This is a genomic window from Pseudomonas sp. FSL R10-1350 (genome assembly GCF_009600525.1).
GTDB classification, from domain to species: domain Bacteria; phylum Pseudomonadota; class Gammaproteobacteria; order Pseudomonadales; family Pseudomonadaceae; genus Aquipseudomonas; species Aquipseudomonas helleri.
The window spans coordinates 126536-149480 of the sequence record NZ_WIVR01000009.1; the positions used below are offsets into that span (position 1 = coordinate 126536).

The following is a 22945-nucleotide window of genomic DNA, read 5'->3' on the forward strand; positions in this document are numbered from 1 at the left end:
GGACGCGATTCTATCAGGCCCGAGCGCTCAAGGCTAAACCGAAGGGCGGATTAACGTGAGGTCGAACAATTGGCCGCTCAGATAATCGTCGATGCACTGCAAGCTCAGCTCGCTGCGCCAGCGCTGGCGTTGCGCTATCAGCTCGTCGCGGGTCAGCCATTGCGGGCCGATGATGCCGGTGTCCAGGGTGTATTCGGGGTGATGTTTGACAGCTTTGCCGGCAAAGCATACGCGCTGATACGTCACGCCGTTGCTTGGGGCGGTGTACAAGTAAATGCCGATGATCCCGGTCAGCTCGACGTCGTAGCCGGTTTCTTCGAGGGTTTCGCGGATCGCTGCTTCAATCAGGGTTTCGTTCGGGTCCAGGTGCCCGGCGGGCTGGTTAAGAACGGCGCGCTCGCCGCTGTACTCCTCGACCATCAAAAAACGGCCATTGTCTTCAACGACCGTGGCGACGGTGATGTGGGGTTTCCATTCCATGTGAAGGTCTCGGTTTATTGGTGGATGCATATCCCCTGTGGGAGCGGGCTTGCTCGCGATGCAGGCGCTTCAGTCTGTGCTTTTTACGCGCTGATGCTATCGCGAGCAAGCCCGCTCCCACAGGGTTTGTATGGCCCGTAAAAACACAAACCCCGGCGTCGTGGGCCGGGGTCTGTGCTGTTGCCAGTTGCTCTTACACCAGAGAAGCGATGATCTCGTTCAGCGTGGCGCTAGGGCGCATTACGGTGCTCACCTTGTCGGCGTCGGCGTGGTAGTAACCACCGATGTCCACAGGCTTGCCCTGCACGGCGTTGAGTTCGGCAACGATTTTTGCCTCGTTCTCGGTCATGGCTTTTGCCACTGGGGCAAACAGGGCTTGCAGCTCTTTGTCTTCAGTTTGGGCCGCCAGGGCTTGAGCCCAGTACAGCGCCAGGTAGAAGTGGCTGCCGCGGTTGTCGATGTTGCCGACTTTGCGCGATGGCGATTTGTTGTTGTCGAGGAACTGGCCAGTGGCCTGGTCCAGGGTTTTGGCCAACACCAACGCTTTTGCGTTGTTGTAGGTGGTGCCCAGGTGCTCCAGGGAAGCAGCCAGTGCCAGGAACTCACCCAGCGAGTCCCAACGCAGGAAGTTTTCTTCCAGCAGTTGTTGCACGTGCTTGGGTGCCGAACCGCCTGCGCCAGTTTCGAACAGGCCGCCGCCATTCATCAGCGGGACGATCGAGAGCATTTTGGCGCTGGTTCCCAGTTCCATGATCGGGAACAGGTCAGTCAGGTAGTCGCGCAGTACGTTGCCGGTTACCGAGATGGTGTCCAGGCCGGCACGGGTGCGCTCCAGGGTGAACTTCATGGCGTCTACAGGCGACATGATGCGAATGTCCAGACCGCTGGTGTCGTGATCTTTCAGGTAGGTTTCAACCTTCTTGATCATTTCTGCGTCGTGGGCACGCTTAGGGTCCAGCCAGAATACAGCCGGGGTGTTGCTGGCGCGGGAGCGGTTAACGGCCAGTTTGACCCAGTCGCGGATCGGCGCGTCTTTGGCCTGGCACATGCGCCAGATGTCGCCTTCCTCAACCTTTTGCTCCATCAGCACGTTGCCGTTGCTGTCGGTTACCCGAACAACGCCAGGGGTTTTGATCTGGAAGGTTTTGTCGTGCGAGCCGTACTCTTCGGCTTTTTGCGCCATCAGGCCAACGTTTGGCACGCTGCCCATGGTGGTCGGATCGAAAGCGCCGTGCTTTTTGCAGTCTTCGATGGTGGCCTGGTAGATGGTTGCGTAGCAACGATCCGGGATGATGGCCTTGGTGTCTTGCAGTTGGCCTTCGGTGTTCCACATCTTGCCGGAATCACGAATCATCGCTGGCATCGAGGCGTCAACAATCACGTCGCTAGGTACGTGCAGGTTGGTGATGCCTTTGTCAGAGTTGACCATCGCCAGAGCAGGACGGTTGGCGTAGACAGCCTGGATGTCAGCTTCGATTTCAGCTTGCTTCTCGGCTGGCAGTGCCTTGATGCGGGCGTACAGGTCGCCGATACCGTTGTTCAGGTTGAAACCGATTTCTTTCAGGACGTCGGCGTGTTTGGCCAGCGCGTCCTTGTAGAACTCAGCCACGATCTGACCAAACATGATCGGGTCGGAAACCTTCATCATGGTGGCTTTCAAGTGAACCGAGAACAGCACGCCTTGTTTCTTGGCGTCTTCGATTTCGGCCGCTACGAACTTGCGCAGGGCATTTTTGCTCATGACGGAGCAATCGATGATCTCGCCGGCTTGTACGGCGGTTTTTTCCTTCAGGACGGTAGTGGTGCCGTCTTGAGCGATCAGTTCGATTTTAACGCTGTCCGGGGCTTCGATCAGGGCCGCTTTTTCGCTGCCATAGAAGTCGCCTTCGCTCATGTGAGCCACGTGGGACTTGGAGTCTGCAGCCCAGGCGCCCATTTTGTGCGGGTGCTTGCGAGCGTAGTTTTTAACCGACAGTGGTGCGCGGCGGTCCGAGTTGCCTTCGCGCAGTACCGGGTTTACGGCGCTGCCCATGACTTTGCTGTAACGCGCCTTGATGTCTTTCTCGGCGTCAGTCGTCGCGGTGTCCGGGTAGTCAGGGATGTTGAAGCCCTGTGCTTGCAGTTCCTTGATGGCAGCTTGCAGCTGAGGAACCGAGGCGCTGATGTTAGGCAGCTTGATGATGTTGGCTTCAGGGGTAACAGCCAGGGCGCCCAGTTCGGCGAGGTGGTCTGCTACGGCCTTGTCACCCAATTGCTCGGGGAAGCTGGCGAGGATGCGGCCTGCCAAAGAGATGTCGCGCGTCTCAACGTCAATATCAGCGCTGGCGGTGAAAGCCTCGATGATAGGCAGCAGTGAATAGGTGGCGAGCGCCGGAGCTTCGTCGGTGAAGGTGTAGATGATCTTCGAACGGTTGGGCATTTCGGATTAACTCTCTTCTTTGCTGAGCGTGCTCAGATACTCGAGATGCGCAGGGTAGGCGCTTTCGTACACAGTGAACAATGAGCCGAAAGTCGAGGTTCTTCGCTGTGATGTGAATGCATCAGTAGAGCGTCAAGCGGTCGAGCCGGGGTAACGGCTCAGCCTTTCTAGGCCTGAAAGACTCATTCCAGTAGGTGTTGCTGAGTGACTCCGTGGTCACCGGCGCAGTATACATAGGTCACTAAGGTTGCTGCGAGGGGGGTGGCCTAACACAAATCATCAATTGGTCTAAGAACCTGCGGCAAAATGCCCTTGGTTTTGGCCTGATGCGCCCGTGTTTACGGGGTTTTTCTGGGGTTTTGAAGGTGGGGTGTGCACGTGCATGGCGGCAAGTGCAATAAAAAAACGGCCGATTCGTGTGTGAGAATCGGCCGTTCTTCATGACGGGCTGTGCTCGCGGGCTCAGACCGACAGGCGGGTGGCCCCTGATGCAGTCACGGGTTGCGGCGTCAGCACCTTGGCGTCGGTGATTGCCACAGCGTGCAGGCCTTTGGGCCCTTGAATGATTTCAAAGCTGACAGGCTGGCCTGCTTTCAGCGTTTTGTAGCCGTCCATCTGAATGGCGGAAAAATGGGCGAAGAAGTCGATTGGATGTCCATGCTCGTCGATGCCTTCCTTGGCTTCCGTATTGATAAAGCCGAAGCCTTTGGCGTTGTTAAACCACTTGACCTTGCCTTGCATACTCATCTCCCTCTGCTGCAAACAACTCCATCACTGGAGTATCATCCAGTTCACTCGCGCAGAAACCACGAAATATGGTTGACTGCACGGACCTTTATTACCCACTGTGGGTTCTATTGGTTGTAACACCGTTTTACCGATAGTCAAGGTCACGCGGCGGCGCAGTTGAAATTTGCTACGTCTGCCTCCATCACTGTAATCGATCAAAGACGAACCTTTCTTTCCATGCATGCAATCAGCCAGATTCGACTAACATCCAATCATGATCAGCCCGATTATGATGACGAAGATTCCGCTGGCTTGGCTGTGCAAGAGGCTAAGCCTGCGCTTCAGGCGCCGCCGATGTACAAGGTGGTTTTGTTCAACGATGACTACACACCCATGGATTTCGTTGTCGAAGTGCTTGAGGTGTTTTTTAACTTGAATCGCGAATTGGCGACCAAGGTCATGCTGGCCGTTCATACAGAAGGACGGGCAGTGTGCGGCATCTTTACCCGCGACATCGCCGAGACCAAGGCGGCGCAGGTAAACCAGTACGCACGCGAAAGCCAGCATCCGCTACTCTGTGAAATCGAGAAGGACGGTTAACGCCGACCACTTGGGTATGAGGTGAAGCCATGTTAAATCGCGAGCTCGAAGTCACCCTCAATCTGGCCTTCAAGGAAGCACGCTCAAAGCGTCATGAGTTCATGACGGTCGAGCACCTCCTTCTAGCGCTTCTGGATAATGAGGCGGCCGCAACCGTTCTACGCGCCTGTGGCGCAAACCTCGACAAACTCAAGCATGACCTGCAAGAGTTTATTGATTCCACGACCCCCCTGATCCCTGTCCACGATGAAGACCGTGAAACTCAGCCAACCCTGGGTTTTCAACGCGTCTTGCAGCGCGCTGTGTTCCACGTACAAAGCTCCGGCAAACGTGAAGTTACCGGCGCTAATGTGCTGGTGGCGATTTTCAGTGAGCAAGAAAGCCAGGCGGTGTTCTTTCTCAAGCAGCAGAGCGTTGCCCGCATCGATGTGGTCAACTTCATCGCGCATGGTATTTCCAAAGTGCCGGGCCATGGCGATCACGCTGAAAACGAGAACGAAATGCAGGATGAAGAGGGCGGTGAGTCGTCGTCTTCAAGCAATCCTCTGGATGCTTACGCCAGCAACCTGAACGAGCTGGCTCGCCAGGGCCGGATTGATCCGCTGGTGGGGCGTGAAAACGAAGTTGAGCGCGTTGCGCAGATTCTGGCGCGTCGCCGTAAAAACAACCCGCTGCTGGTGGGCGAGGCGGGCGTGGGTAAAACCGCGATTGCCGAAGGCCTGGCCAAGCGCATCGTTGATAACCAGGTGCCGGACCTGCTGGCCAACAGCATCGTCTATTCGCTGGATCTGGGTGCCTTGCTGGCCGGCACCAAGTACCGCGGCGATTTCGAGAAGCGCTTCAAGGCGTTGCTCGGCGAGCTGAAAAAGCGTCCGCAGGCCATTTTGTTCATCGACGAGATCCACACCATTATTGGTGCGGGCGCGGCGTCCGGTGGCGTAATGGACGCTTCCAACCTGCTCAAGCCCCTGCTGTCCTCGGGTGAGATCCGTTGCATTGGTTCGACTACGTTCCAGGAATTTCGCGGGATCTTTGAAAAAGACCGTGCCCTGGCGCGGCGCTTCCAGAAAGTCGACGTGTCCGAACCTTCGGTTGAAGACACCATCGGTATTCTGCGTGGCCTTAAAGGGCGTTTCGAGCAGCATCACGGTATTGAATACACTGATGAGGCCCTGCGTGCGGCGGCCGAGCTGGCGTCACGCTACATCAATGACCGGCACATGCCGGACAAAGCCATTGACGTGATCGACGAGGCGGGGGCGTATCAGCGCCTGCAGCCGGTTGAAAAACGCGCTCTGCGTATCGATGTGCAACAGGTCGAAGACATCGTGGCGAAAATCGCCCGTATTCCGCCTAAGAGCGTCTCCAGCTCCGATAAAGAGCTGCTGCGTAACCTTGAGCGCGACCTCAAGCTGACGGTGTTTGGTCAGGATGCGGCGATTGATTCCTTGTCGACGGCCATCAAGCTGTCGCGTGCCGGGCTCAAGTCGCCAGACAAGCCTGTCGGTTCGTTCCTGTTCGCAGGCCCGACCGGTGTGGGTAAAACCGAAGCTGCGCGCCAGTTGTCCAAGGCGCTGGGCGTCGAGCTGATTCGCTTTGATATGTCCGAGTACATGGAGCGCCACACCGTATCGCGTCTGATCGGTGCGCCTCCAGGCTATGTCGGGTTTGATCAGGGCGGCCTGCTCACCGAAGCCATCACCAAGCAACCGCACTGCGTACTGCTGCTGGATGAAATCGAGAAGGCGCACCCTGAGGTCTTCAACCTGCTGCTGCAGGTCATGGACCACGGCACGCTGACCGATAACAACGGGCGCAAGGCTGACTTCCGTAACGTGATCATCATCATGACCACGAACGCGGGTGCAGAGACGGCTTCACGGGCCTCGATCGGCTTTACCTTGCAGGATCACGCCACCGATGCAATGGAAGTGATCAAGAAGAGCTTCACCCCTGAGTTCCGTAACCGCCTGGACACCATCATTCAATTTGGTCGCCTCAGCCATGAAGTGATCAAACACGTGGTGGACAAGTTCCTCACCGAGTTGCAAGTGCAGTTGGAAGACAAGCACGTGCAGTTGGTGGTGACCGATGCCGCGCGCGGCTGGTTGGCGGCTGGCGGCTACGACGTGACCATGGGCGCCCGCCCGATGGCGCGTCTGATTCAGGACAAAATCAAGCGCCCACTGGCTGAAGAGATTCTCTTTGGTGAGCTGGCTGATCACGGCGGTGTGGTTAACATCGACCTCAAAGACGGCGAGTTGGTCTTCGAGTTTGAAACAGACGTTGAAATGGCTTGATGTGACCGTGAAATAAAAAAAGCGCCGAAAGGCGCTTTTTTTATAGGTAAACCCTGTAGGAGCTGCCGCCTCGTCTTCGACGCCGCGCTGTCGCGTAGCAAGCAGGCCGGCGAGTATCTTCAGCATCCCCCAATCGGTTCCCTCTCCTGCGGGAGAGGGCTAGGGTGAGGGGGGCTTAGATCAAGAGATCGCGAGGCAAGCTCGCTCCTACAGTCAGGCCAGGCGTTCGTCATATCGCAGGCAAACAAAAGCGCCCGGCAGAGCCGGGCGTCTTGTATTGACTTGATTAACGAGCGCGGTAAGTGATGCGCCCTTTGCTCAAGTCATAGGGCGTCAGTTCGACGCGCACTTTGTCACCGGTAAGAATACGAATGTAGTTCTTGCGCATCTTGCCGGAAATATGCGCGGTTACGACGTGCCCATTTTCCAACTCCACACGAAACATGGTGTTGGGCAGGGTGTCGACGACAGTGCCTTCCATTTCGAAGCTGTCTTCTTTCGACATGCAGTAAAGCCCTCGGTGTCCAGTGAATGGCCCGGTGCAACTGCGCCAGGCAAAAGCGGCGTGCATTGTGCCCGAAAAGTAGGGTTTAAGCCAAGGGGTTCAGTAAAGAGTGCTCCATCTCTGATTAATCAGCAGCTCAATGGGCCGATATTCAGTCTTGTAATTCATCTTTTTGCAGTTCTTGATCCAGTACCCGAGGTACAGCGCATTCAGCCCCAGGCGGCGGGTTTCGGCAATTTGCCAGAGAATCCCGTAACGGCCCAGGCTGCGGCGCTCTTCGTCAGGCTCGTAGAAGGTATACACCGCCGACAAACCATTGGGCAGCACGTCAGTGACCGCCACGGCCAGTAACCGTCCGTCGAGACGAAACTCGTAAAACGTCGAGAACGGCAAGTCGCGCACCAAAAACGTCGAAAATTGCTCACGGCTTGGCGGGTACATGTCGCCGTCTGCATGCCGTAGTTCGATGTAGCGCTTGTAGAGGGCGAAGTACTCATCGCTAAAACTGGGCTTGGCGGCCTTGACCTGGAGGTCGGTATTGCGTTTGAAAATACGCTTTTGCTGGCGATTGGGGATAAACGTCTGTACCGGGATGCGCGCAGGTGTACACGCATCGCAATTCACGCAATGGGGTCGATAAAGGTGGTCGCCACTGCGACGAAAGCCCATTTCGGACAAGTCGGCATAGACCTGCACATCCATCGGCTGGCTGGGATCGAGGAACAGCGTGGTCGCCTGTTCATCGGGCAGGTAGCTGCAAACGTGAGGTTGAGTGGCATAAAACTTCAAGCGCGCCAGCTCGGTCATGATGGGCCCTCAGGGAAATCTTTGAATTAAGTGTAAGCCAGCCAGCAAAACTCGCCTATCAAACCCACTCTGCGTTTGTAGGTAGATCGAGATGTTTGTGTAGGTAATCGGCGAATTGTTGTCGTGGGATTGAGCGGGCGCCCAGGCTTTCGAGGTGATTGGTCGGCATCTGGCAGTCAATCAGCACAAAGCCCCAGGCCTTCAAGTGACTGACCAGCGTCGCAAACCCCACTTTTGAGGCGTTGTCTGCGCGGCTGAACATGGACTCGCCAAAAAACAATTGGCCCATCGCCAGGCCGTACAAGCCGCCAACCAGTTCGCCGTTGTCCCAGACTTCTACCGAGTGCGCGTGGCCGCGTGCGTGAAGCTCGATGTAGGCATCTTGCATTTTTTCGGTAATCCACGTGCCGTCGGCATAGCTTCGCGGTTCGGCGCAGGCTCGAATAACCCCTTCGAAGTCGCGGTCGAACGTCACGTGGTAACGTTGCTGGCGCAATAGTTTTGCCAGGCTGCGCGAGATATGCAGCTCTTGCGGAAATAACACCGTGCGCGGGTCTGGCGACCACCAGAGTATCGGCTGGCCTTCGGAAAACCACGGGAAGCAGCCATGGCGATAGGCCTGGATCAGCCGGTCAGGGGACAGATCGCCGCCGGCGGCGAGCAAGCCATTGGGTTCGCGCATGGCCGTTGTCAGTGGCGGGAATGTCAGGGTGTCGCGTTTTAACCAGGTCAGCATGGCAATCGGTCTTACAGAAGAGGGGAGGGGGGCTGCAACTCTGTCGCGTTGCCGCGGTCTGAGTCGAGCGGATCCGTGGCTGTCGCGACAGCGCTATAAGTCTTTGTCACACAAGGCAATGCATGCTCAAATTGGCGGCTCTCGGGCGGGCACATGATGATCGCGCCCGGCGCTGGCGTCAGCGTGGCATCCACGGCTTAAACCCGTACAATGGCCCGCCTGTTTGAGCTGTTCTAAACTGCACAACATTCGCCTCACTCCCTGGCGGGCTGGTCTTGGGGTGACGAGTCATATTACAAGGCTGTGTGCAAGGCTAGTCCAGTTTCATGTCTGAAATTGTCACCTGCTCGAATTGAGCAGTATTTTGCAGTCAATCAATTGTTGGGCGCGCCACAGGCGCAGGAAAAGACGCGTTTTGAAGAAATCCACAGCAGCACCTAAAACAGTTCCACTCTGGCGTCAGCAATTGCACTACCGGCTCAAGGAAGGTGCATTGCTCGCTATTGGCGCTCTATGCCTGTTCATGATGATGGCCTTGCTGACCTACGGTAAGGACGACCCCGGCTGGAGCCACAATAGCCGCGTGGTGGATGTGCAGAACTTTGGCGGGCCTGCGGGCGCCTACAGTGCGGACATCCTGTTCATGGTGCTCGGCTATTTTGCCTACATCTTCCCGCTGCTGCTGGCGATCAAGGCGTATCAGATTTTCCGCGAGCGGCATCAGCCGTGGCAGTGGAGCGGCCTGCTGTTTTCGTGGCGGCTGGTCGGCCTGATTTTTCTGGTGCTTTCAGGTGCCGCGCTGGCGCACATTCACTTCCATTCTGCCAGCGGCTTGCCCGCCGGTGCTGGTGGTGCGCTGGGCGAAAGCCTGGGTGATCTGGCGAAGAACGCGCTTAACATTCAAGGCAGTACCTTGCTGCTGATTGCCTTGTTCCTGTTCGGTTTGACTGTTTTTACCGATTTGTCGTGGTTCAAGGTCATGGACGTGACCGGCAAAATCACCCTTGATCTGTTCGAGTTGATCCAGGGCGCCGCGAATCGCTGGTGGTCTGACCGTAATGAGCGCAAGCAACTGGTTGCACAATTGCGTGAGGTCGACACCCGGGTTAACGAAGTGGTCGCTCCAAGCGTTCCCGACAAGCGTGAGCAGGCCAAGGCCAAAGAACGCCTGATCGAACGTGAACAGGCGCTGACCAAGCACATGACCGAGCGTGAAAAACACGTGCCGGCCGTGATTACCCCGGCACCGGCTAAAGCGCCGGAGCCGAGCAAGCGTGTGCAAAAAGAGAAACAAGTGCCGCTGTTTGTCGACAGCGCGGTTGAAGGCACCTTGCCTCCGATCTCGATTCTGGACCCGGCCGAGAAGAAACAGCTCAACTATTCCCCTGAATCCCTCGCGGCTGTTGGCCATTTGCTTGAGATCAAGCTCAAGGAATTCGGGGTCGAGGTGGCGGTGGACTCGATTCATCCGGGTCCGGTCATTACCCGTTATGAAATCCAGCCAGCGGCCGGGGTCAAGGTCAGCCGTATCGCCAACCTGGCCAAAGACCTGGCACGTTCGCTGGCCGTGACCAGCGTGCGGGTGGTTGAGGTGATTCCGGGTAAAACCACGGTGGGCATCGAGATCCCCAACGAAGATCGCCAGATCGTGCGCTTCTCCGAAGTGCTGTCGACCCCAGAGTTCGATGACGCCAAATCGCCAGTTACCTTGGCCTTGGGTCATGACATTGGCGGCAAGGCGGTGATCACCGACCTGGCAAAAATGCCGCACCTGTTGGTGGCCGGTACTACCGGTTCCGGTAAGTCGGTGGGCGTGAACGCGATGATCCTGTCGATCCTGTTCAAGTCCGGGCCGGAAGACGCCAAACTGATCATGATCGACCCGAAAATGCTTGAACTGTCGATCTACGAAGGCATTCCGCACTTGCTCTGCCCGGTTGTGACCGACATGAAAGACGCTGCCAACGCCCTGCGCTGGAGCGTTGCCGAGATGGAACGCCGCTACAAGCTGATGGCCAAGATGGGCGTGCGTAACCTGGCCGGTTTCAACCAGAAGATCAAAGATGCCGAAGCGGCGGGTGAGCCAATCAGCGACCCGCTGTACAAGCGCGAAAGCATCCATGATGAGGCGCCGCTGCTGACCAAACTGCCGACCATCGTGGTGGTGGTCGACGAATTTGCCGACATGATGATGATCGTCGGCAAAAAGGTCGAAGAACTGATTGCCCGTATTGCCCAGAAAGCGCGGGCTGCCGGGATCCACTTGATCCTCGCGACCCAGCGCCCATCGGTAGACGTGATCACCGGTCTGATCAAGGCCAACATCCCGACCCGTATGGCGTTCCAGGTATCGAGCAAGATTGACTCGCGTACCATCATCGACCAGGGCGGCGCCGAACAACTGCTGGGCCACGGTGACATGCTCTACATGCCGCCAGGTACCAGCTTGCCGATTCGGGTGCACGGTGCGTTCGTGTCTGACGAAGAAGTGCACCGTGTGGTTGAAGCCTGGAAACAGCGTGGTACACCGGACTATAACGATGACATTCTGGCGGGCGTCGAAGAGCCGGGTAGCGGCTTTGATGGCGGTAGCAGTGAAGGCGGCGATGACGCTGAAACCGACGCGCTGTACGACGAGGCTGTGCAGTTCGTGCTCGAAAGCCGTCGCGCTTCGATCTCTGCGGTTCAACGCAAACTGAAGATCGGCTACAACCGCGCGGCACGCATGATCGAGTCCATGGAAATGGCCGGGGTCGTGACCGCAATGAATACCAACGGCTCGCGCGAAGTGATAGCGCCGGCTCCAATGCGCGACTGATCTGCTCGCAGGTAAGCTGCAAGCAGGGTTTAACTAATCAATGAGGATTTCCATGCGTTTTGTCAGCATGTTGTTGCTACCGGTTTTGGCGTTGACTGCCTTTTCCGCCAGTGCCGCTCCGGCGGATGTACAGAGCCTGACCAACCTTCTGGAACGGTCGAAAACCTTGACGGCCAATTTTTCTCAGTTGACCCTCGATGGCAGCGGCACCCAGTTGCAAGACACCAAAGGGCAAATGGCCTTGCAGCGTCCGGGGTTGTTCTACTGGCACACTGATGCGCCGAACGAGCAGACCATGGTTTCCGATGGCCAGAAAGTTACTTTGTGGGACCCAGACCTGGAGCAGGTCACCATCAAGAAGCTTGATCAGCGCCTGACCCAGACCCCGGCCTTGCTGCTCTCGGGTGATGTCTCAAAAATCAGCGAAAGCTTTGATATCACCTCCAAACAATCGGGTGAAGTGATCGACTTCACGCTCAAGCCAAAAACCAAAGACACCCTGTTTGACTCGCTGAACCTGTCGTTTCGCAGTGGCCTGATCAACAACATGCGTCTGGTTGATAGCGTAGGTCAGCGCACTGATCTGCTGTTCACCGGGGTCAAGGCCAACGAGCCGATCCCGGCGTCCAAATTCAAGTTCGATATCCCGAAAGGGGCTGATGTCATCCAGGAATAAGCCCTGGACGAGGTTTCAAACGCCGCTATGGATCTGTTTCGAAGTGCACCGATTGCCCAGCCCTTGGCCGCCCGTCTACGGGCGACCAATCTGGATGAGTATGTCGGTCAACAACACCTGCTCGCCCGGGGCAAGCCCCTGCGTGAAGCGCTGGAGCAGGGCGCGCTGCACTCGATGATCTTCTGGGGGCCGCCCGGTGTGGGTAAAACCACGCTGGCGCGGCTGCTGGCTGAAGTCTCGGATGCTCATTTTGAAACGGTCTCGGCCGTCCTGGCCGGGGTCAAGGAGATCCGCCAGGCGGTGGAAATCGCCAAGCAGCAAGCCGGCCAGTACGGGCGGCGGACCATTCTGTTTGTCGACGAAGTGCACCGCTTCAACAAGTCGCAGCAAGATGCGTTCTTGCCCTACGTTGAAGACGGCACCCTGATTTTTATCGGTGCGACCACCGAAAACCCCTCCTTTGAGCTCAACAACGCCCTGTTGTCACGGGCGCGGGTCTACGTGCTCAAAAGCCTCGACGAGGCGGCGTTGCGCAAGTTGGTACACCGGGCGTTGACCGAAGACAAAGGCCTGGGCAAACGCGGCTTGACCTTGGGCGATGAGGGTTTCCAGACGTTGCTCAGGGCCGCTGATGGCGATGGCCGACGTTTGCTCAACCTGCTGGAAAACGCCTCTGACCTGGCCGAAGACCACAGTGAAATCGGCGTCGACCTGTTGCATGACTTGCTGGGCGATACCCAGCGGCGCTTCGACAAAGGCGGTGAAGCGTTTTACGACCAGATCTCGGCCTTGCACAAATCGGTGCGTGGCTCCAATCCGGACGGTGCGTTGTACTGGTTTGCGCGCATGATCGACGGCGGTTGTGACCCGCTGTACATCGCGCGCCGGGTGGTGCGCATGGCCAGTGAAGATATCGGCAACGCTGACCCGCGGGCCTTGAGCCTGTGCCTGTCAGCCTGGGACGTGCAAGAGCGTCTAGGCAGCCCCGAAGGCGAGCTGGCCGTGGCCCAGGCCATTACTTACCTGGCCTGTGCGCCGAAAAGCAACGCGGTGTACATGGGCTTCAAGGCCGCGCTGCGCAGCGCCGCCGAATACGGTTCGCTCGAAGTCCCGCTGCATTTGCGCAATGCCCCGACCAAGCTCATGAAGCGATTGGGTTATGGCGACGAATACCGTTACGCCCACGATGAGCCTGATGCCTATGCTGCCGGTGAAGACTACTTCCCGGATGAGCTGGAGCCGTTACCGTTGTATCAGCCCGTCCCGCGCGGGCTCGAATTGAAGATTGGCGAGAAGCTTAAACACCTGGCTGCACTTGATCGGGCCAGCCCTCTACAGCGGAGAAAACCTTGATTCCTTTGATCGCTGCGGTAACGGTGGGCGGTATTGCAGGTACATTGTTGCGTTTCGCCACGGGCAATTGGGTGAACGCCAATTGGCCAAAGCACTTCTATACCGCGACATTGGCCGTTAATATCGTGGGCTGCCTGCTGATTGGCATCCTTTACGGACTTTTTTTAATCCGCCCGGAAGTACCGATTGAAGTCCGCGCCGGATTAATGGTCGGTTTCCTGGGTGGTTTGACCACTTTTTCATCCTTTTCACTGGATACGGTGCGCCTGCTGGAAAGCGGGCAAGTGCCTTTGGCACTGGGCTATGCAGCCATCAGCGTATTCGGCGGGCTGCTTGCAACCTGGGCTGGCCTGTCCCTGACCAAACTTTGATAAACGAGAAACCGACATGCTCGATTCCAAACTGTTACGTACGAACCTGCAGGACGTAGCGGATCGCCTGGCATCCCGTGGCTTTAAGCTGGACGTGGCGCGCATCGACGCGCTGGAAGCCAAGCGTAAAGAAGTTCAAACCCTGACCGAGCGTCTGCAGGCTGAGCGCAATGCCATCTCCAAGAGCATTGGCCAGGCCAAGGCGCGCGGCGAAGACATCGCGCCACTGATGGCCAGTGTAGAAACCATGGGCAGCGATCTGGCCAACGGCAAGGTTGAACTGGATGCCATCCAGACCGAACTGGACTCGATTCTGTTGAGCCTGCCGAACCTGCCGGATGAATCGGTACCGGTGGGTGCGGACGAAGACGACAACGTCGAAGTTCGCCGCTGGGGCACGCCAAAAGCCTTTGATTTCGAGATCAAGGACCACGTCGCCCTGGGCGAGCAACACGGCTGGCTGGATTTTGAAACTGCCGCCAAATTGTCCGGCGCCCGTTTTGCCTTGCTGCGTGGGCCGATCGCTCGCCTGCACCGCGCCCTGGCGCAGTTCATGATCAACCTGCACATCAACGAACACGGCTACGAAGAGGCATACACGCCTTACCTGGTTCAGGCACCTGCGCTGCAGGGCACTGGCCAGTTGCCCAAGTTCGAAGAAGACCTGTTCAAGATCAGCCGCGAAGGCGAAGCCGATCTGTACTTGATCCCGACCGCTGAAGTGTCGCTGACCAACATCGTTGCGGGCGAGATCGTCGATCACAAATCGCTGCCGATCAAGTTTGTGGCGCACACGCCATGCTTCCGCAGTGAGGCCGGTGCTTCGGGCCGCGACACGCGCGGCATGATTCGCCAGCACCAGTTCGACAAGGTTGAAATGGTGCAGATCGTCGAGCCTTCGACGTCGATGGACGCGCTGGAAGGCCTGGTCGGCAACGCCGAAAAAGTTCTGCAACTGCTCGAACTGCCATACCGCACCTTGGCGCTGTGCACCGGCGACATGGGCTTCAGCGCAAGCAAGACCTACGATCTGGAAGTGTGGATCCCGAGCCAGGACAAGTACCGCGAGATCTCGTCGTGCTCCAACTGCGGCGATTTCCAGGCCCGTCGTATGCAGGCGCGTTTCCGTAACACCGAAACCGGCAAGCCTGAGCTGGTTCACACCCTCAACGGTTCCGGCCTGGCGGTCGGTCGTACGCTGGTGGCCGTGCTGGAAAACTACCAGCAGGCCGACGGCTCGATCCGTGTGCCAGAAGTGCTTAAGCCTTACATGGGCGGTATTGAGGTCATCGGCTAAATGGAGTTTCTGCCGCTGTTTCATAACCTGCGTGGCCGCCGTGTGCTGGTGGTCGGCGGTGGCGAGATTGCCTTGCGCAAATCTCGCCTGCTGGCCGATGCCGGTGCGGTGTTGCGGGTCGTTGCGCCCGCGATAGAGCCACAGTTGTGCGAGTTGGTAAACAGTAGCGGCGGTGAGCAGGTGTTGCGCGGTTATGTCGAGGCCGACCTTGACGGGTGCGGGCTGGTCATCGCCGCCACCGACGATGAGCCGCTCAACGCTCAAGTGTCCGCTGATGCCCATCGACGTTGCGTGCCGGTCAACGTGGTCGACGCGCCTGCGCTGTGCAGCGTGATTTTCCCTGCGATCGTTGATCGCTCGCCGTTAATTGTTGCCATTTCCAGTGGCGGCGATGCGCCGGTGCTGGCGCGATTGATTCGGGCCAAGATTGAAACCTGGATCCCCTCGACGTATGGGCAACTGGCGGGTCTGGCTGCGCGTTTTCGCAGTCAGGTAAAAACCCTGTTCCCGGATGTGCAACAGCGTCGCGGCTTCTGGGAAGACGTGTTTCAGGGCCCGATTGCCGACCGTCAACTGGCCGGGCAGGGCGCTGAGGCAGAACGTCTGCTTGAGGCCAAGATCAATGGCGAAGCGACGCTGACCACGGGTGAGGTTTACCTCGTGGGCGCCGGGCCGGGTGACCCGGATCTGCTGACATTTCGCGCCTTGCGCCTCATGCAACAGGCGGACGTAGTGCTCTACGACCGTCTGGTGGCACCGGCGATTCTGGAACTGTGCCGCCGTGATGCCGAGCGTATCTACGTAGGCAAGCGACGTGCTGATCACGCAGTGCCGCAAGACCAGATCAACCAGCAACTGGTGGACTTGGCCAAGCAAGGCAAGCGCGTGGTGCGGCTCAAAGGCGGTGATCCGTTCATCTTTGGCCGTGGTGGCGAAGAAATCGAAGAGCTGGCGGCCCACGGTATTCCCTTCCAGGTGGTACCGGGCATCACCGCCGCCAGCGGTTGCGCGGCCTATGCCGGTATTCCGTTGACCCATCGTGACTACGCGCAATCCGTGCGTTTCGTGACAGGCCACCTAAAGGACGGCACCAGCAACTTGCCATGGAACGATCTTGTCGCTCCGGCGCAAACCTTGGTGTTCTACATGGGCCTGATTGGCTTGCCGATTATCTGCGAGCAACTGATTGCCCATGGTCGCTCGGCGGACACCCCGGCTGCATTGATCCAGCAAGGCACCACCTCTAACCAGCGAGTGTTTACCGGCACGTTGAAAGACCTGCCGACCCTGGTCGCAGAGCACGAAGTGCATGCCCCGACCTTGGTGATCGTCGGCGAAGTGGTGTTGCTGCGTGAGAAGCTGGCGTGGTTCGAAGGCGCCCAGTCGCAGGTTTAACGGCGGTGCAAAACACTGTAGGAGCGAGCTCGTCTCGCGATCTTTTGAACCTTTAAAAGATCACGAGGCAAGTTAGCTCCTGCAAATTATTTTCAGCTCCTGTTTTCCCCCACCAGGCTGTCGACCGACGGCACGCGGGTATCGCTTTCCATCTGGGCATCATGCTCCAACTGATGACTAAAACGGTCCAGTGAGCCCTGCGCCGGTTGGGCGTCGCTGGCAAAGACCGGCGGGCTCAGCAGGTAAGCACTCAATAAGCGGCTCAACCCCGCCAGACTATCAATGTGCGTGCGCTCATAACCGTGGGTCGCGTCGCAACCAAATGCCAGCAAGGCACAGCGAATGTCGTGCCCCGCCGTGACGGCTGAATGCGCATCACTGAAGTAGTAACGGAACATATCGCGGCGTACCGGTATGTCGTTGTGGGTCGCCAATCCCAACAGGTGCCGTGACAAATGGTAGTCATACGGGCCGCCCGAATCCTGCATGGCCACGCTGACTGCATGTTCACTGGAGTGCTGGCCCTCGGCGACGGGCGCAATATCAATGCCGACAAATTCACTCACGTCCCACGGCAAGGCTGCCGCCGCGCCACTGCCGGTTTCTTCGGTGATGGTGAACAGCGGGTGGCAGTCGATCAGTGGTTGCTCGCCACTCTCGACGATGGCCTTGAGTGCGGCCAGCAAGGCCGCAACACCGGCTTTGTCGTCCAGGTGCCGGGCGCTGATATGGCCACTTTCGGTGAACTCGGGCAGCGGGTCAAAGGCGACAAAATCCCCAACATTGACCCCCAATGAATCGCAGTCGGCACGCGTCACGCAGTAGGCGTCCAGGCGCAACTCAATGTGGTCCCAGCTCACTGGTAATTCATCCACGGCGGTATTAAACGCATGGCCGGACGCCATTAACGGCAACACGCTGCCGCGAATCACGCCGTTGTCGGTGAACAGGCTGACCCGACTGCCTTCGGCAAAGCGGCTGGACCAGCAACCGACCGGGGCCAGCACCAGGCGGCCATTGTCTTTGATGGCCCGAACGCTGGCGCCAATAGTGTCCAGGTGGGCTGACACGGCGCGGTCCGGGCCGCTCTGCTGGCCTTTAATCGTGGCGCGCAAAGTGCCGCGTCGGGTCAATTCAAAGGGGATGCCCAATTCTTCAAGCCGCTCAGCGACGTAACGCACGATGGTGTCGGTAAACCCGGTCGGGCTGGGGATGGCAAGCATTTCCAGGAGAACCCGTTGCAGGTACTCAAGGTCCGGTTCTGGCAGGGCATGACTCATAAAAGCTCCTTTTGCGGGAGAGGCGGTACATAGGGGCTGTTGACGTTTCAATGCAGGCGCAAAGAAACGTCAACAGACCCCACCGTTCAGGGTGCGGGCTGGCTGTGCGGAAACAGCAAGTCGATAAAGCGTTCGGCGGTGGGCTGCGGTTCATGGTTGGCCAGTCCGGCGCGCTCGTTGGCTTCGATAAACACGTACTCGGGCTGGTCGGCGCCGGGCACCATCATGTCCAGCCCGACTACCGGGATATCCAGCGCCCGGGCGGCCCGCACGGCCGCATCGGCGAGCACCGGGTGAAGGATGGCCGTGACGTCTTCTAGGCAGCCACCGGTATGCAAGTTGGCCGTGCGGCGCACCGCCAACAACTGCCCAGCAGGCAAAATGCTGTCGTAGTCGTAACCTGCCGCTTGCACGGCACGCAGGGTTTCGGCGTCCAGCGGGATGCGGCTTTCGCCTTGGGTGGCGGCCTGGCGGCGACGGCTTTGGGCTTCGATCAGTTGGCGGACGTTGTGCTGGCCATCGCCGATAACCTGGGCCGGGCGCCGGATGGCGGCCGCGACCACTTCATAACCGATCACTACGATGCGCAGGTCATGGCCTTCGTGGAAGCTTTCGAGCAACACCCGGCTATCAAAGGCCTGCGCCGCCTTGATCGCATCCTGCACGTGTTCAATGGTTTGCAGATCGACCGCCACCCCATTGCCTTGCTCGCCATCCAGCGGTTTGACCACCACCCGCAGGTGTTCTTCGAGAAACGCGAGGTTGTCATCGGCATTGCCTGCGCGTTGTTGGGTTGGCACGTTCAAACCTGCGGCGCTGAGCACTTTGTGGGTCAGGCTCTTGTCCTGACACAGGCTCATGCTGATGGAGCTGGTCAGATCGGTCAGCGACTCGCGACAGCGAATACGCCGTCCGCCATGGCTGAGGGTGAACAGCCCGGCGTTGGCGTCATCGATGTGCACATCGATGCCGCGTTTGTAGGCTTCTTCGACCAGAATCTGCGCATACGGGTTAAGCCCTGCCTCCGGGCCAGGGCCGAGAAACAGCGGTTGGTTGATACCGTTTTTACGTTTGATGGCAAATGTCGACAGGGTACGAAAACCCAATTTGCGGTAGAGGTTCTTGGCTTGCTGGTTGTTGTGCAGCACCGACAGGTCGAGATAACTCAAACCGCGGCTCATAAAGTGTTCGACCAGATGCCGCACCAGCACTTCGCCAACACCGGGGCGCGAGCAAAGTGGGTCAACCGCCAGGCACCACAGGCTGCTGCCGTTTTCCGGGTCATGGAATGCTGTGTGGTGGTTCAGGCCCATGACGCTACCAATCACCGCGCCGCTGTCTTCGTCTTCGGCCAGCCAGTACACCGGGCCACCGTTGTGGCGCGCAGTCAGCAAGTCCGCGTCGACCGGCAGCATGTTGCGCGCCTGATACAACGCATTGACCGCGCTCCAGTCCGCTTCGCTGCGCACTCGACGAATGCGGAAACCGCGAAACACCCGGGTTGCCGGACGGTAATCGGTGAACCACAGGCGCAAGGTGTCCGAGGGGTCGAGAAACAGTTGTTGCGGTGACTGCGCCAAGACCTGTTGCGGCGCGGCCACATACAGGGCGATATCGCGTTCCCCGGCCTGTTCGTTCAGCAGTTCGTTGGCCAGGCGGGCCGGGTCAGGGAAGGTGTGCCCGATCAGCAAGCGGCCCCAGCCGCAATGCACGGCGACCGGTTGCGTATCCAGCGCGCTGCCGTCTTCGGCAAAGCGCGCCTGGAGTCGCTCGTAGGAGGGCGTTTGCCCGCGCAGTAAACGTTGGCTATAGGCGGTGGCAAGGGGTTTCATTGATCAAATTCCTTGTTCGCTCAGCCACAGATTCAGGGCTGCCAATTGCCACAGTTTGGAACCGTTCAGTGGCGTCAGTTGGCTTTGCGGATGGCTCAGCAAGCTATCCAGCATGGCCGGCTGAAACAGCCCGCGATCCTGGCTTGGGTCCAGCAATAGATCGCGTACCCAATTGCGCGTGTTGCCTTCCAGATGCTTGAGGCCGGGCACCGGAAAGTAGCCTTTCTTGCGGTCGATGACTTCGCTGGGGATCACCAGACGGGCGGCTTCCTTGAGCACATGCTTGCCGCCGTTGGGCAGCTTGAAGCGCGCCGGGATGCGCGCCGACAGTTCAGCCAGGCGGTAATCCAGAAACGGTGTGCGCGCCTCAAGGCCCCAGGCCATGGTCATGTTATCGACGCGTTTCACCGGGTCATCCACCAGCATGACTGTACTGTCCAGACGCAGCGCCTTGTCGACGCCCGCATCCGCGCCGGGCTGGGCAAAGTGCTCGCGCACAAAGTCACCGGCAGCATCGTTGGCGGTCAGCCATTGTGGCTGCACTGTGGCTTGGTACTCGGCATAGCTGCGATCAAAAAAGGCCTCGCGGTAGGCCGCGTAAGGATCGCTGGCGCCGTCAACTTGCGGGTACCAGTGGTAACCGGCAAACAGTTCATCAGCGCCCTGGCCGCTTTGCACCACCTTGCAATGTTTGGCGACTTCGCGCGACAGCAGGTAAAAGGCGATGCAGTCGTGACTGACCATCGGCTCGCTCATGGCCCTGAAGGCCGCCGGCAATTGCTCGATGATTTCGTTTTCGCCAATGCGTAACTGGTGATGACGGGTGCCGTAATGCTCGGCAATCAGATCCGAATACTCGAATTCATTCCCGCGCTCGCCGCCTGCGTCTGCAAAGCCAATGGAAAAGGTCGACAGGTCTTGTACGCCGACTTCCCGCAGCAAACCGACCAGCAGGCTGGAGTCGACACCGCCTGACAGCAGCACCCCGACATCGACCGCAGCGCGCTGGCGAATGGCGACGGCTTCACGGGTGCTGTCCAGTACGCGTTCGCGCCAGTCTTCAAACGTCAGATTGCTCTCATCAGCCTGTGGGCCGTAAGGCAGTGTCCACCAGGTTTTCTGCTCGGTGGTGCCGTCGGCGTCGATGCGCAGCCACGTGGCAGGCGGCAGTTTTTCAATGCCGGCAATCAGGGTGCGCGGTGCTGGGACCACGGCGTGGAAGTTCAGGTAGTGGTTCAGCGCGACCGGGTCGAGCATCGGGTTGATATCGCCGCCTTTGAGCAGCGCGGGCAGGGTGGAGGCAAAGCGCAGGCGTTCGCCGGTGCGTGACAGGTACAGCGGCTTCACGCCCAAGCGGTCGCGGGCAATGAACAAACGCTTGGCATCCCGCTCCCAAATGGCAAAAGCGAACATGCCATTGAGCTTGGGCAGCAAGGCTTCGCCCCAGGCGTGGTAGCCCTTGAGCAGGACCTCGGTGTCGCCGCCGGAGTAAAAGGCGTAGCCGAGTGATTCCAGTTCGGCGCGCAGTTCCGGGAAGTTGTAGATCGCCCCGTTGAACGCCAGCGACAGACCCAATTGGTTGTCGATCATGGGTTGCGCTGAACCGTCCGACAAATCCATGATTTTCAGACGACGGTGGCCCAGGGCTATCGGCCCCTGGCTATGAAAACCCCAGGCATCGGGGCCACGTGGAGCAAGGTGGTGGGTGATGCGTTCGATGGCCGCCAGGTCGGCAGGTTGATGATCAAAACGTAACTCGCCAGCTAATCCGCACATGGTGTGTAAATCCTTGGTATTTCGGCATGTGTGTCACTACCGCTTCAGTCGCCATCCCTAGGGGATGCGGGCAGCGGGGCACGGTTTAGAGAAGGCATAGCGGGTTGCCATGTCTTCAGCCCAAACGACGCACAGGCGGTAAAAATGCCGCGCGCCGCGATGAATGACCGTGTTTTATCGAGTGATCGTGGTCTGGATCGTTCAATAAAATTTACCAACGGTGCTTGTTCGCGGCGCGGATCGGGTCTACGCAGGGGGCGGTTGGCCCCGGCAGTGCGGGGGGCGCACTGCCGGGTTGAAGGCCGGTTTTAAAGCCTGCGCACCAAGGCGCGCACAGCAAAACGGTTGGGGTGGCAAGCTTCTGCGACCGGGCGGGGCAGTGGCAGGGGTTCGTCGTTGATCCAGGCGGCAAGCAGTTCGCCAGACAGCGGTGCGGTGATCAAACCGCGTGAGCCATGGCCGCTGTTGACGTACAAACCGTCAAGCCACGGGCATTCGGTATCGGGCACCTGCCGGGCGTCTGTGCTGAGCACTGCATAGGCTTGGCTGAATGCTTCGGCATCGGCCAGCGGCCCGACAATCGGCAAGTAGTCTGGGCTGGTGCAACGAAACGCGGCCCAGCCTTGCAAGGTCTGCGGGTTGAGGTTTGCTTCGCCCAGACGCTGTACCAGGTCAGGCGAAATTTCTTCCAGCAAATCCAGATTGCCCTGATGACCTTCTGGTGTGGTGGTCAGGTCTTCGTTATGAAAATCGAAGCTGGCGCCCACCGTGTGCTCGCCCAAACGCCCCGGCGCCACATAACCTTCGGCGCACACCACGGTGTTAAGCGCCGCGCTTTGCGGGGTTTCAAGCAGTTGGGTGATTTGCCCGCGAATGCGTTTGAGCGGCAAACCGCTGCTGGCCGGGAAGCGTTTGACCTCGGCCGCCCCTGCCAGAATCACCACAGGTGCGCTGGCCAGTACCTGTTCACCCTGGCAGGCCTGCCATTGGCCCTGCACTTTATTGAGTTGCAGCACGTCATGGTGGGTCAAGACGCTGACGTTGGGGTGCAGCGTCTGAAACTGGCACAACGCGGGTGGATGCACCCAGCCGCCTTCCGGATAAAAAAGCCCGCCATGGGCCAGGTCTATGCCTGCCAAGGCTTGTGCCTGGGACTGATCCAGCACATGCACCAGCGCGTGGGGGAAGGCCGCGGCCAGCTGCCCCTGACGCTCGGCCTCCTTGGCATTGAAGCCCAGTTGCAACACGCCGCAATCATCCCAGTCGCGCCCGCGCTGCAAGTGCTCAAGCACGCGGCGGGTGTAGCCAAAGCCACAGACGATCATTTGCGACAGTGCCGTGCCGTGGGCGGACAGCTTGAGGTACAACACCCCTTGCGGGTTGCCGGAGGCTTCTTTGGCCAAGCGTTCGTGACGCTCCAGCAGCAGCACCTTCCAGCCGCGCTTGGCCAGGCTGTTGGCGCTGGCGCAACCCGACAAACCACCGCCGATGACCAGCGCGGGCGAGCCTTGGGTGCGCTTAACGCGGCTTGCAGCCCTTCGAGTAAAATCTTGCCCACGGTCAGGCCGCGG

Annotated in this window: 18 protein-coding genes; 8 read left to right on the top strand and 10 right to left on the bottom strand. The window is 58.8% G+C overall.

Annotated elements, in window-relative coordinates; genetic code table 11:
* Positions 1-33: 33 nt before the first annotated feature.
* The 3 genes from GHO25_RS07080 to GHO25_RS07090 form a co-directional block, all read right to left on the bottom strand.
* Positions 34-480, bottom strand: a complete 447-nt coding sequence (locus GHO25_RS07080; RefSeq protein WP_153390282.1) for an NUDIX hydrolase — start codon at positions 478-480, stop codon at positions 34-36.
* Between the two features lie 193 nt (positions 481-673).
* Positions 674-2899, bottom strand: a complete 2226-nt coding sequence (locus tag GHO25_RS07085) for an NADP-dependent isocitrate dehydrogenase (RefSeq protein ID WP_048368541.1) — start codon at positions 2897-2899, stop codon at positions 674-676.
* A gap of 462 nt (positions 2900-3361) precedes the next feature.
* Positions 3362-3640, bottom strand: coding sequence for a cold shock domain-containing protein (locus GHO25_RS07090; RefSeq protein ID WP_048368540.1), 279 nt, complete (start codon positions 3638-3640; stop codon positions 3362-3364).
* Positions 3641-3865: 225 nt separating this feature from the next.
* Between GHO25_RS07090 and clpS the strand changes: the two genes are divergently transcribed.
* Both clpS and clpA read left to right on the top strand, forming a co-directional pair.
* The gene (gene clpS, locus GHO25_RS07095) at positions 3866-4228 is read left to right on the top strand and encodes an ATP-dependent Clp protease adapter ClpS (protein ID WP_048368539.1); all 363 of its coding nucleotides are present in this window, start codon (positions 3866-3868) and stop codon (positions 4226-4228) included.
* A 29-nt stretch (positions 4229-4257) separates the two neighbouring features.
* Positions 4258-6528 (top strand): ATP-dependent Clp protease ATP-binding subunit ClpA, encoded by a 2271-nt coding sequence (gene clpA / locus GHO25_RS07100; protein ID WP_048368538.1) that lies wholly within the window; start codon positions 4258-4260, stop codon positions 6526-6528.
* A 286-nt stretch (positions 6529-6814) separates the two neighbouring features.
* Here the strand turns inward: clpA and infA are convergent, their stop codons facing one another.
* From infA to aat, 3 genes are all read right to left on the bottom strand, one after another.
* Positions 6815-7033: a translation initiation factor IF-1 gene (gene infA, locus GHO25_RS07105; RefSeq protein WP_002553999.1), complete on the bottom strand. Its 219-nt coding sequence runs from the start codon at positions 7031-7033 to the stop codon at positions 6815-6817.
* A 99-nt stretch (positions 7034-7132) separates the two neighbouring features.
* A complete protein-coding gene (locus GHO25_RS07110) occupies positions 7133-7840 on the bottom strand; it encodes an arginyltransferase (protein WP_048368537.1) in 708 nt (235 codons plus the stop codon).
* 58 nt (positions 7841-7898) lie between these two features.
* Positions 7899-8576 carry a leucyl/phenylalanyl-tRNA--protein transferase gene (aat, locus tag GHO25_RS07115; protein ID WP_048368536.1) on the bottom strand — a complete coding sequence of 226 codons (678 nt, stop codon included), beginning with the start codon at positions 8574-8576 and terminating at the stop codon, positions 7899-7901.
* Positions 8577-8949: 373 nt separating this feature from the next.
* Between aat and GHO25_RS07120 the strand changes: the two genes are divergently transcribed.
* The 6 genes from GHO25_RS07120 to cysG are packed head-to-tail and all read left to right on the top strand — an operon-like array spanning position 8950 to position 16486.
* A complete protein-coding gene (locus tag GHO25_RS07120) occupies positions 8950-11394 on the top strand; it encodes a DNA translocase FtsK (protein WP_371928870.1) in 2445 nt (814 codons plus the stop codon).
* A gap of 52 nt (positions 11395-11446) precedes the next feature.
* Positions 11447-12070: an outer membrane lipoprotein chaperone LolA gene (gene lolA, locus GHO25_RS07125; protein ID WP_048368534.1), complete on the top strand. Its 624-nt coding sequence runs from the start codon at positions 11447-11449 to the stop codon at positions 12068-12070.
* A 27-nt stretch (positions 12071-12097) separates the two neighbouring features.
* Positions 12098-13423: a replication-associated recombination protein A gene (locus GHO25_RS07130; RefSeq protein WP_153390284.1), complete on the top strand. Its 1326-nt coding sequence runs from the start codon at positions 12098-12100 to the stop codon at positions 13421-13423.
* Positions 13420-13794: a fluoride efflux transporter CrcB gene (gene crcB, locus GHO25_RS07135; RefSeq protein ID WP_048368532.1), complete on the top strand. Its 375-nt coding sequence runs from the start codon at positions 13420-13422 to the stop codon at positions 13792-13794. The genes GHO25_RS07130 and crcB overlap by 4 nt, the downstream gene beginning before the upstream one ends.
* 16 nt (positions 13795-13810) lie before the next feature.
* Positions 13811-15091 (top strand): serine--tRNA ligase, encoded by a 1281-nt coding sequence (serS, locus tag GHO25_RS07140; protein ID WP_048368531.1) that lies wholly within the window; start codon positions 13811-13813, stop codon positions 15089-15091.
* Positions 15092-16486 carry a siroheme synthase CysG gene (gene cysG, locus GHO25_RS07145; RefSeq protein WP_153390286.1) on the top strand — a complete coding sequence of 465 codons (1395 nt, stop codon included), beginning with the start codon at positions 15092-15094 and terminating at the stop codon, positions 16484-16486.
* 92 nt (positions 16487-16578) lie between these two features.
* Here the strand turns inward: cysG and GHO25_RS07150 are convergent, their stop codons facing one another.
* The 4 genes from GHO25_RS07150 to mnmC all read right to left on the bottom strand — a co-directional run.
* Positions 16579-17766: an osmoprotectant NAGGN system M42 family peptidase gene (locus GHO25_RS07150; RefSeq protein ID WP_048368529.1), complete on the bottom strand. Its 1188-nt coding sequence runs from the start codon at positions 17764-17766 to the stop codon at positions 16579-16581.
* 86 nt (positions 17767-17852) lie between these two features.
* Positions 17853-19598 carry an N-acetylglutaminylglutamine synthetase gene (ngg, locus tag GHO25_RS07155; RefSeq protein WP_153390288.1) on the bottom strand — a complete coding sequence of 582 codons (1746 nt, stop codon included), beginning with the start codon at positions 19596-19598 and terminating at the stop codon, positions 17853-17855.
* Between the two features lie 3 nt (positions 19599-19601).
* Positions 19602-21374: an N-acetylglutaminylglutamine amidotransferase gene (locus tag GHO25_RS07160; RefSeq protein WP_153390290.1), complete on the bottom strand. Its 1773-nt coding sequence runs from the start codon at positions 21372-21374 to the stop codon at positions 19602-19604.
* Positions 21375-21682: 308 nt separating this feature from the next.
* Positions 21683-22945, bottom strand: a 1263-nt coding sequence (mnmC, locus tag GHO25_RS07165; protein ID WP_153390292.1) for a bifunctional tRNA (5-methylaminomethyl-2-thiouridine)(34)-methyltransferase MnmD/FAD-dependent 5-carboxymethylaminomethyl-2-thiouridine(34) oxidoreductase MnmC, incomplete at its 5' end; no start/stop codon positions are given.